Source organism: Porphyromonas canoris, assembly GCF_000769115.1.
In the GTDB taxonomy this organism is placed as follows: domain Bacteria; phylum Bacteroidota; class Bacteroidia; order Bacteroidales; family Porphyromonadaceae; genus Porphyromonas_A; species Porphyromonas_A canoris.
In genome coordinates this window covers 366,877-381,599 of record NZ_JQZV01000013.1, presented here as the reverse complement: position 1 = coordinate 381,599, position 14,723 = coordinate 366,877, and the positions used below count along the sequence as shown (strand labels likewise).

The window sequence follows — 14,723 nt, the reverse complement described above, 5'->3', positions numbered from 1 at the left end:
ACAAATGCTATTCCAGAAACATTCGCCATTTTGGGTGTCTCCACCTCTCCCGTATAATAAAAAGCGAACTGAAGACTCCTATTATAATATAGTATACGACCTCTACGGTAAAACACCAGTGAACCGGAGCATTCAAGTAGTAGGTCAATACCCAGGCCATCCCGAGATAGATAAGGATGGTTGCCATCTCTATCTGCATCGCTTTCTTGGTTGCACCCGTAGCGGAGACGGCGGCAAAGAACATATTGGCAACGGAACTGCCGAGCAGTGCTATGGTAATCACTCTTAGGGTCGGGACTGCATCCGCGATAAGAGAGAGATCGTCCGTAAAGATCTCCGTGACGATATGCGGAAAGAGGTTGATGATGACGACAAACACACTCATCGTAAGCAGGGAAAGCCTTGCAATCTTGAAGACCTGACCCGGAACTTTATCCTCCTCTTTCCGTCCGATGGTCTGCCCCACGATGGTGTGGACAGCGGTAGAATATGAACTTATCGGTATATACAGGAAGATGTAGATACTCCTTGCGACAGCCGCAACAGCCAATGCTCGCTCTCCCAACTTCTCTATGAAGATGAAGAAAACCGCCCAGACCATGAGGCTGACGAGTCCTTGCAACATGAGATAAAAGGATAGTCTGAAAATCTGCCGGATCAGCTTTATGTTCAGACGTATGGCGGTGTAGTGGAGAGAATACTCCCCCGTATGACCGCTCAGCCTTGAATAGAAATAGTAAAACAGCAGAGATGAGCCCTCAGCGATGACACTTGCCAAAGCAGCCCCCTTTACACCCAATGCCGGAGCACCAAAGTGTCCGAAGATAAGGACGTAATCGAGCACGATGTTTACCACTGCCATGATGAAGGCATTATAGGTAAGCACTTTCGTTTTCCCTATACCTATATAAAATGCACGATAGGTGGTGGACTGAAAAGCAAGGACAAAGCCCCAAATGCGCCACTGCCAATATTCGGTGGCAACGTCTGCAACGTCCGGACTTTTAAGGAGCGCATAAAACATGGACTCCCCAAAGATGTAACAGATAAAGAAGGAAAGCTGAGCAGCAATAAGAAGCAAAAGGGAGCTTTGTCCGAATACTCTTCCTATCTCGTCCCGCCGACCTTCTCCGAATCGCTTGGATACCAAAATCTGTGTTCCGGCTCCAAGTCCGAAGCCCAAAGTGAATACGCAATAATATGCCATGACTGCCATGGCGGATCCACCCATAGCCACTTCGCCTATTCGCCCCATAAATGCAGTATCGGTTATCCCTACAATATTTTGCGCAATGAGGGATACAAATACGGGGGATGCTATTTTCAGAATATGCTTTACGGATGCCATCTACTCTCTATTCGCAATCTCCCGGTGATACAACTTCAATATCTGCTCGGCACATTCCTGAACCTCTTCTGCCGTTTCCAGCTTGCCGACATCCACCCGATACTTTGCCTGCAGATAGGCAGGCTCTCGAAGTGCAAGTTTTTCTTTCACAAACAGAGCAATCTCCTCGGCAGTTTTGAGTGCCACCGCGGGTCGGGTATGGCGATAACGATACAGACGGGCAGAAAGAATATCCAAAGGACACTCCAGATAAACCACCACTCCGTTGTCCATTAGCTGTTTCATGCAGTCCTTATAGCAGGGAGCTCCTCCCCCGGTCGCTATCACAGAACACTCATGCGCCATCACTTCCTGCACGATGGCGTATTCTCTCTCTCTGAAATAAGTTTCTCCATGGGAGGTTATGAGGTCTGAAATGGTTGTCCGAAAGCGATTCTCCAAAAGAAGATCCGTATCCATAAATCGGTAAGAGAGCTTTTCTGCTAAGACCCGACCCAATGTACTCTTGCCTACTGCCATAAATCCGACAAGGATCAATGGCGGAAGTGGTTGATATCCTTTCTCTTCCGAAACATACTTTGCCATAGCGCTATTCTTCACAAAAAGAGCTACAGCTAAGCAATCTTAGAGATTGCAACCGTAGCTCTTCTTTTCAGGTAGAAATCTTTTCAGTAAAGACTCAACCTTGTTAACTTAAATGGTATTGCTCTATATATAACAAATGTCGCTTCAAACAGGTACTTACGCCGTAATACGCAACGCTCTACCAATCTTGAGAGTTGTTTTTGGCGTTATACCGTTAAGCCTACAAATTTTATTTACTGACGTGCCGTACCTGGAGGCTATCTCGGATAAAGTATCTCCGTTTCTCACTCGGTGTACGACAATATTCTTGCTTGTAGAGGATGCCGAAGACTTTCGAGATGAAGCCAAAGCATTACCTCCCGCTTTATGTCTTCCTTTTACAAAAGTAAAGACATCACTATGAGGGATTCCCGTTGAGAAGTCTATGATAAGCTCCGGATTGATAGGAATACCCATGAAACGTGTTTCAAAGTGCAAGTGAGGACCTGAACTTCTTCCGGTATTGCCTCCAAGAGCTATCACATCTCCAGCTTTCACCACCTGGTCTTCCGTTACAATGGCACGAGAAAGGTGTCCATACACAGTTTCCAAGCCATTAGGGTGTCTTACCACAACGTAGTGTCCGTATCCTTTCCTTTCATAGTTCACCATGCGAACCTTTCCATCGAATGCAACACGAACAGAGTCTCCAATACTGAGACCAATATCTATTCCGTAATGCATACGGCGGTATCTTTTACGATATCCGTAGCGTGAAGTTACACGCATACTTTCGTTTCCTAAAGGAGAAGTGAATTGGGTACAATCTATGTCGTACGTATCGGGAATTGCCGTAATGGCCGTTCCGATTATTGGATTTACAGACTTCGAGTGCCAAGAGTTTTCACCGTAAATATCCATTGCGGGAAAATCGAGTCTCTCTCTCTCTAGCTCCATCGCGATAGATTCCTCTATGGCTTTATTGAGCTCTTTTGTTCTTCTAATGTCTTTAGTTTTAAGGTTATCTGCCATTGCGAGAGAGTCTTTTCCCATCTGCTTTTGAATGGCAGTCTCGATAGATTTTATCGGATCCTGATTAACCTTATTTCCTCCCGGTGGCGCTTGAGCCGACACAAGTCCATGGAATGAAAGCCATGCCACGGCTGTAAGGAGACATCGGTAATTCAAATGTCGCATATAAATTTGTGCTGTTAAACCATCTATTTATAACCACGAAAGCAGAGCTATTTTCAGCCATGTCCTTACTTTAACCGACTTCAAAAGCACTACTTTTCCGACAAATATACCTTTTAACTGCAAAAGAATCAAACAATTCCGCTCCAAAAATCATTATTTAACACGACAAAAGGGGACGCCCAAAATAAAATAAACCACCCCAAAATACTATTAGTAAAAACGTTACAAATGATTTCTATATTGAGCAGAGATTACAAGCAAACAATCTTTAACACTCCGAACACCAATATATAAATAGGAGAGTATCTCCACCGAAAAGTTTCTCCAAGAGCAGACAAAGCGACAGTCCGAAAGAACGGAGCGACAAAAATACTCCGGGACACCCTCGAATACCCTTGAAATAGTCCCGAAAAGACAAAAAGAAGTGGGCTAAAGGCATTATTTTTATAACATTAGACTGAGTTTAAGAAGTAATTATTATCTTTGCGTCAAAGTATGGCATTTTCAAACCTAAGATGGACAATGATTTTGCCTATATCCGTTAGGAAAATGCAGAATATATTATCGCCTAAAAATAGATAAGAAGGTAACAAACAAACAATAACTTTTTAACATCACAAAGTAATGAGAAAGATTGGACTTTATCTTGCTCTTCCGTTGTTTTTAGCAGTAGGTGCTCAAGCACAGACAAAAGAAGAACTTATTAAGGAAGAAGCTCTAAAGATTAAAAAAGAGATTAAGCAAAACTACTCTAACTGGAGTATAGGTATCTATGGTGGTTTACCATTTACTCAAGGTGGAGATATGGCAACACTTGCTCATGACAAAATCCACTTTGGTTACATGGGTGGCTTGCAATTGGGTTACCAATTCAATCCATTCTTCGGTCTTAGCCTTACAGGTCAGTACGGAAACGCTCCTGCAGGCGCAAAGAAAGAAGAAATGCAATACAGAGTAATGCCTAACGGTCAGACATTCTATGGCGATATGAGCAAAGCTCCTGCTGAGTCTATGCTTTTCAAGGATGTTTATTCTAAGATCGTACACATGGGTGGAGGTTTGCACTTCGACTTCAACGTGGCTCCTCTATTCGCTCCTGGTGCAAACCGCAAGGTGGCTCTTATCCTAAGCCCTGCTGTTTATGCTTACAAGTTTTCTCCTACACTTCACAAGGTTAGCGACAATGCGAAGTTCAACACTTCGGATCTCAAGAACGACCTCACTCTAGCTCTTGGTGGAGATCTTGACTTCCGTGTTCGCGCAAGCAAGCATGTAGACGTAATGCTTAAGGCAGGTACTGCTTGGATCCAAAACAACAACAACTTCGACGGTATCGACAATACAGGTACCAAGCTTCGTTATGGTGTTGTAGGTCAAGTGGCTCTTGGCGTTGTTTACAAGATTGGCAACACAAACAAGGAAGACAATATCCTTTACGCTCCTGTTGGTTCAGCTATCAAGAAGATGGCTACAGACAGAGTGAACGAACGTCTTGAAGCTGAGCGCATCGCTCGCGAAAAAGCAGAAGCTGAACGTTTGGCTCGCGAAAAGGCAGAAGCTGAAGCAGCTGCTCGTAAGAGAGCTGAAGAAGAAGCTGCTCGCAGAAAGGCAGAAGAAGAAGCTCGTTTGGCAGCTCTTGCAGCAGTTAAGTTTGACCTTCCAACAGTACACTTCAACAGAGGTTCACACAGAATCGATGTTAGAAAGTACAAGAACGAATTGGCAACAATCGTATCTACATTGAAGGAAAACCCAACTGTAGAATTTGTTATCACAGGTTTCTGCGACCACACAGGTACTGAAGCTCTTAACAACAAACTTGCTATCAACCGTGCAGAAGCCCTTAAATCATATCTTGCTAAACAAGGTGTAGATGTATCTCGTATCACTACTGCAGGTCAAGGTAAAGACCCTGTTCTTACTGGCAAGGACGCTCTTTCTATCAAGGCAAGAAGAGTTGAGGTGAAGAACTAATACTTCTTCGATCCCGACTAAGTAAATAAAACGAACGGCGGTAAGTGGTTTCACTTACCGCCGTTCCTCTTTTTTATATATCCTCCGACACGCATAGAACAGACTCGCGTTCTCCCATATTTATAAAAATTCTGCCGTTAAAGCATAGGAAACAACTGAAAATAAGAATAGGCATTTCGCAATCGAACAAAAAAGAGAACACTACTATAAAGACAAGAGAGAACCGAGAAAAGAAGCAGACAACCCTTAACCCAACATACAAAATCTACCATTGAAAGGCAAAACAGAGCTAAAGAGAGAAGAGCGTAATCATTAGTCCAAGACAAAAGAGTCTCTATCAAAGGAAAAGAGACTACCGAGGACAGAAACGGACAACCCTTAACCCAACATACAAAATCTACCATTGAAAGGCAAAGCAGAGCTAAAGAGAGAAGAGCGTAATCATTAGTCCAAGACAAAAGAGCATCTATCAAAGGAAAAGAGACAACCGAAAACAGAAGCGGACAACCCTTAACCAAACACACAAAATCTACCATCAAAAGATAAAACAGAGCTAAAGGGAGAAGAGCGTAATCATTAGTCCAAGACAATAGAACATCTAATCAAAGGAGAAAAACAACCGAGAACAGAAGCGGACAGCCCTTAACCCAACACACAGAATCTATCATGAAAAGGTAAAACAGAGCTAAAGGGAGAAGAGCGCAATCATTAGTTCAAGATAAAAGAGCATCTATCAAAGAAAAAGAGACAACCGAGAACAGAAATGAACAACCCTTAACCCAACATACAAAATCTACCATTAAAAGATAAAACAGAGCTAAAGAGAGAAGAGTGCAATCATTAGGGTAAGACAAAGGAGTCTCCATCAAAGAAGAAAACACAACCGAAAACAGAAACGGACAGCCCTTAACCAAATACGAGAAATCTACCATCAAAAGATAAAACAGAGCTAAAGAGAGAAGAGTGTAAGCCTTTACTCAAGACAAAAGAGCATCTATCAAAGAAGAAAGCATTATCGTAAAGAAAAATGGAGAAGCCTCAGCCGATGGAGAGCAACCTTGTTAAAGAGTAAAATGTTACCGAAGAGCAGAACAAATAACCCCAAACCGGTGATAAACACAACACATTAAGGGAGATATTGACTTGTGAAAAATCCATTGCAATCTCCCCTTTTAGCGCACTGCACTACCATTATTGAGCCTCCTCTTAAAAGCCAAGAATGGTGCCCCGACCAGATCTGTTTCTTGGGAAAGCCATCTCAAAATCTCCAAACGAGACGAAAAAAGAGAGTCGTTTCGCACATCTCGATACCCGGACTGTCGCTTTCAATCTTGTGAAGCTTTGTAAGCAGCGTCAAGGCCTTGCACCTCTCAATATCCGTCTATTCCCTCCAATCTTTTAAGATACTGCTATCAACAGCAAAGCCTCCCTCTCTCCTATATCTCGATAGCACCTCAAGCAGGGTCGATTAACACAAAAAAGCCCTCTCTTTACACCTCTCGGCTCTTCCCTCTTGGAATCAAAAATATCATGCTTTCACAGCCGGTTACGCAACCCCATATAATCACTCCTCAACCGTACCATATAGGCACTTTTTTCACAAGAATAAAAGGGGGCAGAAGAGGATGTTTTATATAAAAATAGAGCTACTCCAAAATAGAGATTTGAACCTCTCAGAGATGACTTAAAAACAGAAATAATTCCTCTTTTAGCCATAAAACACTACAAAACAAATCGGTACAAATGAGCCCGAATTTGAGAAAAAATTTTTCTCAGTCCATTTCATGGGGCTTTTTCGCATTAATTGGTGTGAATTTTAATACTCACGATCGCAAATATTTCTTAATAGAGAAATCTGCCTTTTTAGGTGCTTTTTAGAGCAAAAACAGATAGAATACTGATTATTAGAGCCTTAACGATTTTGGTTAAACACGTTAATCGAATCCGGTAAACGTGTTTAATGAAATCACTAAACGTGTTCGTTGAAAAATTAAACACGTTAAGCCGACAAAATATGCTTGTTTAGCGTTTTGGCTTAACAAGTATCGGAATTTGTGTTAATAAAACAACCCAAATTTAACAGTTCGGTCGTGCTCTGAAAATGACCTCTCCGATCAAAATAGAGAGCAAGAAAAAAGTGGGCATTTTTCGGGATGGAATATATAAAAATAGAGAGCCGTTCGCCCTCTATCCGGAACAATATTTCTGCTCTTTTCTTTTGGAAAATTTTCCCAATCCGGAGAAGCATTTTATCCCCCACATCTTCCTCTCCGACGAAGCGAGTCTGACAACACTTACTCCTCTATCTCGAACAGCAGCTTACTCGGATTGACAAAGTAGAGATGCCCCGTAGCTCTCGTTACAGCCGTATAGAGCCAACGATAGAAATCCAGCGACATCATCTCCTCCGTGAGATAACCGATGTAGACATAGACATCCCTCCACTGCCCTCCCTGCGATTTGTGGCACGTCATGGCATAGGCATACTTCACTTGCAGTGCGTTCAGATAGGGGTGTTGTCGCATCACCGGATAGAGTTGTGCCTTAGTGGTCAGCTCCGGATAGTCTTGCCGCACTTCATCGAACAGCTCCTGTCGCTGTTCCGGAGAGAGTGCGGGAGAAGCATTGAGCAGGCTGTCCATGATCACTTTAGCTTCAAACTGCTCCTCCATTTCGGTTTCGAGCGTCACGTCTGCAAAGGTAAAGTTGTAGAGTTCTCGCACTTTGCCCAGCCGTTTTACGGTAAGCACCTCTCCATTTGCAGAGAATCGGGTGGGGGTTCGTCTCTGTTTTTCCTCTTCGCATCCGGGAAAATAGAAGTAGTTGTTCCGCACCACCATGAGACGCTCACCTTGAACAAGAGCCGTCTCATAGTCGAACTGCCGGCGACGTATCTCTACATTAAACGCTTCGGCATCCTTATTGGAGCGAGTAACGACCACTACATCGTCCACCGAATGATCCCTCATGGAGCGATCCAGAGCCTCAGGCAGCTCCTCCCCTCTAAGTATCGACACATCTCCATCTTTCTGTGGAACGAATGGTATAGGCGAGAGTGGCGAAACGTGTTCCGTGCTTCCCGTAGCCGAAAGCTCCTGTTGCAACAGCAGGATGTGATCTCTAAGCAGTGCGCCCAAACGGACAATATCGCTCTGCTCAGCCTGACGAACGATGTCCGTAAGCACGGCGGAGTGAATCTCCGAACAGTAAGCCTTCAAAAATTCGACATCCAAAGCCGGACTGATGGTAGTACCCACCGGAGGTAGCTGAGCATCATCTCCGATAAAGACAACCTTTGAACCGGATGTGGAGAATACAAAATCCAGAAGATCCTCAAGCAGTCTGCCCGATCCGAACATCCCGGATATGTCCTCTTCGTTCCCTATCATCGAAGCTTCGTCCACGATAAACACCGTTCCCTCCGGATAGCTGTTTCTGTCTTTGTCAAACCTTTCTTCCAAAAACGAAACCCTTTTCTGCCTGTATATAACCCTGTGAATGGTGTATGCCGATGCAGAGCAATATCCTCCGAGCACCTTTGCCGCCCGACCCGTCGGAGCCAGTAAAACCACCGGTTTATGGTAGAAAAGCAGCGTCCTGCAAAGGGCTCCCACAAGACTCGACTTACCTGTCCCCGCATACCCTTTGAGAACAAAAAGAGCTCCATCCGGTGCATCCTCAAAATAGGAAAGCAGTGAGGAAAGAGCCTTTTTTTGAGAAGAAGACATCTCATGTCCAAAAAAATGGTTAAATTGGAAGCCAAAACCGGAAGGCAAAATCATAGGATACTATTTTTTAATTCAAGACCCTTTAAGGATTGGAATAAGTTTACTACTTTTGTCTTTGGATGTCAAAAAAAGAGACTCTTCGGAAAGAACAAAAATAAACAATATACACGCCGCATGAAAGTAATAGTCAAAATTTTATTGGTAGCCGCCATCGTTGGCTTGGCTTACGTGTCTGCTATGAGTATTCTCACGCCTATCAACTTCAAAAAGAAAAAGACCGAACGTGAGAAACCTATTATCGAGAGACTGATAGACATTCGTACAGCACAGATCTCTTTTAAGACACAATACAACAGACATGCCGCTAATTTTGCGGAGCTGGAAGACTTCCTGAACAATGGACGTATTCCTACTGTTTTGAAAGAGGGTGAACTTACAGAAAAACAACGTGAAGACGGTCTTACAGAAGCATCTGCAGCCGCCATCACAGCCAAAGCTCGTGCAACAGGAAACTGGAAAGAAGCAACAGAAAAAGGTCTTGTGTACGGAGAAAACAAGTATTTCCTTCGTGATACCACTTGGGCTAATGCGAAGCTTGCTCTTTTCGGAGAAAATTTTGACGTCTCTTCCATCGGCATAGTTCCGGGAACAAACGCCAGCTTCAAAATGGATACTGCAAGTGTTAAGACCGCTTCCGGTTTCGACATCCGTATCTTTGAAGCCTCTGTGGACTACGATGTATACTTGGGAGACCTCGATAAGCATCAGCTTAAGAACCTTAAAGACAGAACTGAAAAGTTGGAAAAGTTCCCCGGTCTAAAGGTTGGTTCTCTTGTTGAAGTCAACAACTACGCAGGAAACTGGGAAAAAGAATTCTAATGAGATTGCTTATCACATACATTGGTATATGGTAGAGTTAGCGGATATACATCCACAAAAGTCTCAACAACTTCATACGTCCATCCGCATCACAACGGATGGACTTTCTTTTTATGCGAGAGACAAAGAGAGCTCGGCTCTTTTGGTCTCTTTCAGCACTCCTTTTCCCGAAAGCACGCTATCGCTCTCTCTTTCGGAGCAAGTAAAGGAAGTGCTGTTCCTGCACACTCCCCTCTCACTGCCTTTCCACTCCACAAAAATCTTCGTGGAGCCTTTAGAGGTAATGCTGATGCCGGAAGAGCTGTCTCAGAAAAGCACTTTGGGCTTTACTCAACACGCTCTGACGGAAGACGCAGAAGAGAAAAAAGAGCTGATCTTACGCATACCGCACAACGGCGGAATGGCGATGAGCTTCTCCATGGACGAACCTCTTTACAGCCTCGGACTGCGCTCTTTTTCCAATCCAAGCTATCATCATATCCTTGCGGAGCTTATCCGACAATCGGTGGAAGCCTCTCTGACGACCGGTTCTAAGGTGGTACACGCCGCTTTTTCCGGCGGTAGTCTGAACGTTGCAGCCGCGGAACAGGGGAAGTTGCTACTTGGAAACAGTGTCATTGCTCCCCATGCAGAAGATGCCATATACCATCTGACACGAATCTGGAGAGGCTTGGGAATGAATGCACATAACGATTCGCTGACACTTTGGGCAGAAGGAGCGGATAGCCCGACCCTTTCTCTCTACTTCGGCGAAAGGATAAAAGAGTACACGGCATACACCTCTCCCGAAGAGATATGCCACCTTTATCTGCAATAAGAACATGAGAATAATACGCGGAAAATATGGCAAACGTCGCTTTGAAGTACCTTCCGGGTTCAAAGCTCGTCCTACAACGGACTTTGCCAAAGAGAATTTGTTCAATGTTCTGGAAAATATCTTCGATTGGGATGGAAAGAGTGTTTTGGATCTCTTTGCAGGTACGGGGAGCATCGGATTGGAATTCCTGTCGAGAGGATGCCGCTCCGTGGTGGCGGTCGAAAAGGATAAGCGACACTATCTCTTCCTTCAGAAGCTCGCCGATACCCTGAAAGACCCTGCGTATCGCCCGATACTGTCCGATGCTTTCCGCTTCATCGAGAGCAGAAGAGGGAGTTTCGACATCGTCTTTGCCGATCCGCCTTATGCTCTTGACAATATAGAGGAGATACCGGACCTGTTGATAAAGCACGGGACAGTGCACAGTGGCAGTACCATTATTATAGAGCATCCGGGTACAATCTCTTTCTCTTCTCATCCCTGCTTTTACAGCCATAAGGTGTACGGGTCGGTCAATTTCAGCATACTGTTTGTCCCATGAAATAACAGAGTAGAGCGCGTATGAGTTACTTTTTATTTGATACGAATAGTTCGTTGGATCTATTTTGGCAGCTGTTCTATTTTTTTCTGGTTCTCGGCGTCATTCTTGTCATCATCAGCCAAAACCGCCAGCCGTTAAAGGCGGTAAACTGGATTCTTGTGCTCATACTCGTTCCTCCCGTAGGTCTTTTTCTCTACTTCTTTTTTGGAATAGAATTCAGGGGAAAGCCTCTCATTCCGCTTCGTCGCTTCCAAAGAATAATGTCTATGGACTACCCCGGAAGAGGGGAACTCCCTCCGCAGGTAGAAGTAGACAACGACTCCTACAAAAGTATCTTCTCTATTCCGGAGAAGCAGTTGGGTGTACCTCTCACGACCATTTCGGATATTAAGTTTTTCACTCAGGCAAAAAACAAGTACGAAGCACTTCTGCAGGACATCAAAGAAGCCAAACACCACATCCATATGCAGTACTACATCATTGTGGATGACAATATCGGACATCGTCTCAAGGAGGCTCTCATTGCGAAAGCAGCCGAAGGCGTCATGGTGCGAGTCCTTTACGACCACCTCGGAAGCCTTAAAACCAAAAGAGCTTTTTGGAAAGAATTGAAACAGGGAGGCGTGGAAGTGGGAGCGTTCTTACCCGTAGTCTTCCCCTTCTTAACCAATAAAGCCAACTACCGCAACCATAGAAAGATAGTGGTGATAGACGGTAAAACAGGCTACTTGGGAGGGATGAACGTTGCTGACAGATATATACACGGCACAAAATCGGGCGTGTGGAAAGACTCCCATTTCAGGATAGAGGGAGACGGTGTAAAGCTTCTGGAGAATGCTTTCATGGTAGACTGGTACATCGCAACACGGCGACTCCTCCCGAAAAGCATCTACGACACAGAAACACAAACGGACTCATCGGCTTCCGTTCCAAGCATTCCGGCTCTCTTCTTCCCCTCTTCTCCCACCGATCAGTGGTTCATCTTGCAACAAGTAATGACAAAAGCACTTCTGACGGCAAAGAGAAGCATACACATCGTAACGCCATATCTCCTTCCTCCGGAGCCTCTCAACAGAGCACTCATAGGAGCGGCTCTTGCCGGCGTAGAGGTAAAGATCCTTATACCGGACATTGCGGATGTACGCTTTGTTACGCCTGCAATGCTCTCCTATACGGAAGAAATGGTCAAGTCCGGCATCAAAATCATGAGATACACAAAGGGTTTCAACCACTCCAAGATTATGGTAATAGACCAAGAGATATGCATCGTCGGTTCTGCCAACCTGGATGCCAGAAGCCTTGAACACAACTTTGAAATAACAGGTATCATATACAACTCCGATCTTGCCTCGTCTCTCGTGGCGGATATAGAGAGAGATATGAAGACTGCCCATAAAGAGCCTCTAAACAGATGGAGCCAACTCTCTATATTCAGAAAGATGTGGTGTTCTGTCTGCAGGCTCATTGCCCCACAACTATAATATTCACTACTTATGACATCTTCAATTTCCCAAATCCCTTTCGAGGAATATCTGCTAAGTCTGATCCCTGAAGAAGAACCTCAAACCCTCTTCCTCCCCATCTCATACACTCTGGAAGTACCCGGAAAACGCATCCGTCCGAGACTTGTACTGCAAGCCTACGAAATGATGGGCGGCAAAAAACCGGACACGGAAGCCTATCCCGTGGCAGCAGCAGTGGAAGTGTTTCACAACTTTACCCTCCTGCACGATGACCTGATGGACGATGCCGCCACACGAAGACACAGACAAACCGTCTGGAAAAAGTGGGATGCCAACACCGCGATCCTCTCCGGGGATGCCATGTTGGTATTGGCATACGAAATCTTAGCCCGCTCTCAAGCATCCGACTTCCGCCGTTTGCAGGAGATGTTTTCCCGGACAGCCAGAGAGGTGTGCATGGGTCAGCAGTACGATATGGACTTTGAGAGAAGAGACGCAACCGAAGTAGGTGTAGACGAATACATGGAGATGATCCGGCTTAAAACATCCGTCCTCTTGGGAGGCGCACTCGGCTTGGGTGCAATAGCCGCCGGAGCATCCGAAGAAGATACCCGGCTTCTTTATCAAATAGGAGTAACCACCGGCCTTGCCTTCCAGCTCCAAGACGACTATCTGGACACTTTCGGAGACGAAGCAACATTCGGCAAACCGATAGGTGGAGACATCATAGAGCGCAAAAAGACGTTCTTGATGATTCAGACGGCAAAAATCGCAGAGTCGAGAGGAGAAACCAAAGCATGGGAAGCTGCTCTTGCAACCGAAGATAAGAGCAAACGGATAGAGCGTGTAAAGGAATTTTATGTGCGTTATGAGGTAGACAAGCTGATCCGAGACATGATACAAGGGCTCTCCAAGCAGGCAGTCTCTCTCTCCGAAGAGCTTGATGTACCCAACAGAGCACCTCTTGATGAATTGATAAAGATGATCCGATCGCTTTCGGAGAGAAATCACTGATCCTCTTGGAGAGCCTCCGAATGAACACCATCGGGAATCCGTCGAGACAGAGAGAACGACAACGCACTTTCCTCCATAAGCCCGAAACCGGATCTGAACAGGTTCAAATCTTCTTTTTAACCTGTTCAAATCTTCTCTTAAACATAAAAAAATTTTGCAATCAAGATTCGATTTCCCGAAATCGGGCTTTGATTTGCAAAATTCAGCACTTGTTTTTCAGGATTCAAACTTTGAATACAACTTTTTAACCCGTTCGGTGCAGCTTTTATCAACGTTCAGAGGTAGAAATAAACAGGTTCGGCAGATGTTCCGGAGCCTCATCTTTTGAGAAGAAAACAGATGCCTCATTACCAATGAACACCCTGCACCAAGACTCAGCAAAAACATAGATATAACAATGCAATCATCTCGCATAATAGATACACACACGCATCTCTACGGAGAAGCATTCAAAGAGGATCTTCCCGATGTCGTAGAGCGAGCGATGCGGTCGGGCATCAGCCGGATGCTTCTTCCTAATATAGATAGAAGTTCATTCCCCGAACTCGAAGAGTCTGTAAGGCAGTTCCCGGAGGTTTTACTGCCGATGATGGGGCTTCATCCCACATCTGTGGATGAAAACTACAAAGAAGAGCTGGCGTTTGTCCGGGCAGAGCTTCAAGCTCCAACCCTGTCCCGCTACTACGGAGTGGGCGAAGTGGGGCTCGATTACTATTGGGACACCACCTTCAAACAGCATCAACAGGAAGCGTTTGCCACACAGATCGAATGGGCTAAGGAGTACAACCTGCCCCTCAGTATCCATACCCGAAGTGCGGTGGAAGACGCCATAGATATTTATAAAGAGGCAGGAGAAGGGAGATGCACCGGTGTGTTTCACAGCTTTACCGGAACTGCCGGAGAGCTGAAACGGATAGACAGCGAGACCAATGCCTTTGTCGGAATAAGCGGAGTGGTAACATTCAAAAACTCCGACCTGCGCGACTTTCTCTCTCGCTCCATTCCGCTCGAAAGAGTGGTAATAGAAACGGATGCGCCATATCTTTCTCCCGTTCCGTTCAGAGGCAAACGAAATGAGCCTTCATACTTGCATCGGATTATCAGTGAGTTATCAATAATATACCGAAAACCGGAAGCAGAAGTATCCGCACAATTATTGGTCAATTCGGTTAAATTATTTAACTTAGAGACTTGACAA

The 14,723-nt window shown here is 45.0% G+C and carries 11 protein-coding genes; 7 read left to right on the top strand and 4 right to left on the bottom strand.

The window, feature by feature from the left end; genetic code table 11:
- Window positions 1-7: 7 nt before the first annotated feature.
- The 3 genes from HQ43_RS06815 to HQ43_RS06805 form a co-directional block, all read right to left on the bottom strand.
- Window positions 8-1,348, bottom strand: coding sequence for an MATE family efflux transporter (locus tag HQ43_RS06815; protein ID WP_036791442.1), 1,341 nt, complete (start codon window positions 1,346-1,348; stop codon window positions 8-10).
- A complete protein-coding gene (locus HQ43_RS06810) occupies window positions 1,349-1,933 on the bottom strand; it encodes a shikimate kinase (RefSeq protein WP_052103127.1) in 585 nt (194 codons plus the stop codon).
- A 156-nt stretch (window positions 1,934-2,089) separates the two neighbouring features.
- A complete protein-coding gene (locus tag HQ43_RS06805) occupies window positions 2,090-3,109 on the bottom strand; it encodes a M23 family metallopeptidase (RefSeq protein WP_036791438.1) in 1,020 nt (339 codons plus the stop codon).
- 624 nt (window positions 3,110-3,733) lie between these two features.
- Here HQ43_RS06805 and HQ43_RS06800 point away from each other — a divergent pair.
- On the top strand, window positions 3,734-5,083 hold the full coding sequence (locus HQ43_RS06800; RefSeq protein ID WP_036791435.1) for an OmpA family protein: 1,350 nt from the start codon (window positions 3,734-3,736) through the stop codon (window positions 5,081-5,083).
- Window positions 5,084-7,377: 2,294 nt separating this feature from the next.
- Here the strand turns inward: HQ43_RS06800 and HQ43_RS06775 are convergent.
- Window positions 7,378-8,811 (bottom strand): ATP-dependent DNA helicase, encoded by a 1,434-nt coding sequence (locus tag HQ43_RS06775; RefSeq protein ID WP_235305954.1) that lies wholly within the window; start codon window positions 8,809-8,811, stop codon window positions 7,378-7,380.
- A gap of 174 nt (window positions 8,812-8,985) precedes the next feature.
- Here HQ43_RS06775 and HQ43_RS06770 point away from each other — a divergent pair, with 174 nt between their 5' ends.
- The 6 genes from HQ43_RS06770 to HQ43_RS06745 all read left to right on the top strand — a co-directional run bounded on the left by HQ43_RS06770 (window position 8,986) and on the right by HQ43_RS06745 (window position 14,720).
- The gene (locus HQ43_RS06770; protein WP_036791422.1) at window positions 8,986-9,690 is read left to right on the top strand and encodes a hypothetical protein; all 705 of its coding nucleotides are present in this window, start codon (window positions 8,986-8,988) and stop codon (window positions 9,688-9,690) included.
- Window positions 9,691-9,718: 28 nt separating this feature from the next.
- Window positions 9,719-10,507: a DUF3822 family protein gene (locus HQ43_RS06765; protein ID WP_036791419.1), complete on the top strand. Its 789-nt coding sequence runs from the start codon at window positions 9,719-9,721 to the stop codon at window positions 10,505-10,507.
- 4 nt (window positions 10,508-10,511) lie between these two features.
- Window positions 10,512-11,048: an RsmD family RNA methyltransferase gene (locus tag HQ43_RS06760; protein ID WP_036791416.1), complete on the top strand. Its 537-nt coding sequence runs from the start codon at window positions 10,512-10,514 to the stop codon at window positions 11,046-11,048.
- Window positions 11,049-11,068: 20 nt separating this feature from the next.
- A complete protein-coding gene (gene cls, locus HQ43_RS06755) occupies window positions 11,069-12,529 on the top strand; it encodes a cardiolipin synthase (RefSeq protein WP_036791414.1) in 1,461 nt (486 codons plus the stop codon).
- 12 nt (window positions 12,530-12,541) lie between these two features.
- Window positions 12,542-13,525 carry a polyprenyl synthetase family protein gene (locus HQ43_RS06750; protein WP_036791412.1) on the top strand — a complete coding sequence of 328 codons (984 nt, stop codon included), beginning with the start codon at window positions 12,542-12,544 and terminating at the stop codon, window positions 13,523-13,525.
- A 397-nt stretch (window positions 13,526-13,922) separates the two neighbouring features.
- On the top strand, window positions 13,923-14,720 hold the full coding sequence (locus HQ43_RS06745) for a TatD family hydrolase (protein WP_036791410.1): 798 nt from the start codon (window positions 13,923-13,925) through the stop codon (window positions 14,718-14,720).
- The last annotated feature ends 3 nt before the right edge of the window (window positions 14,721-14,723 follow it).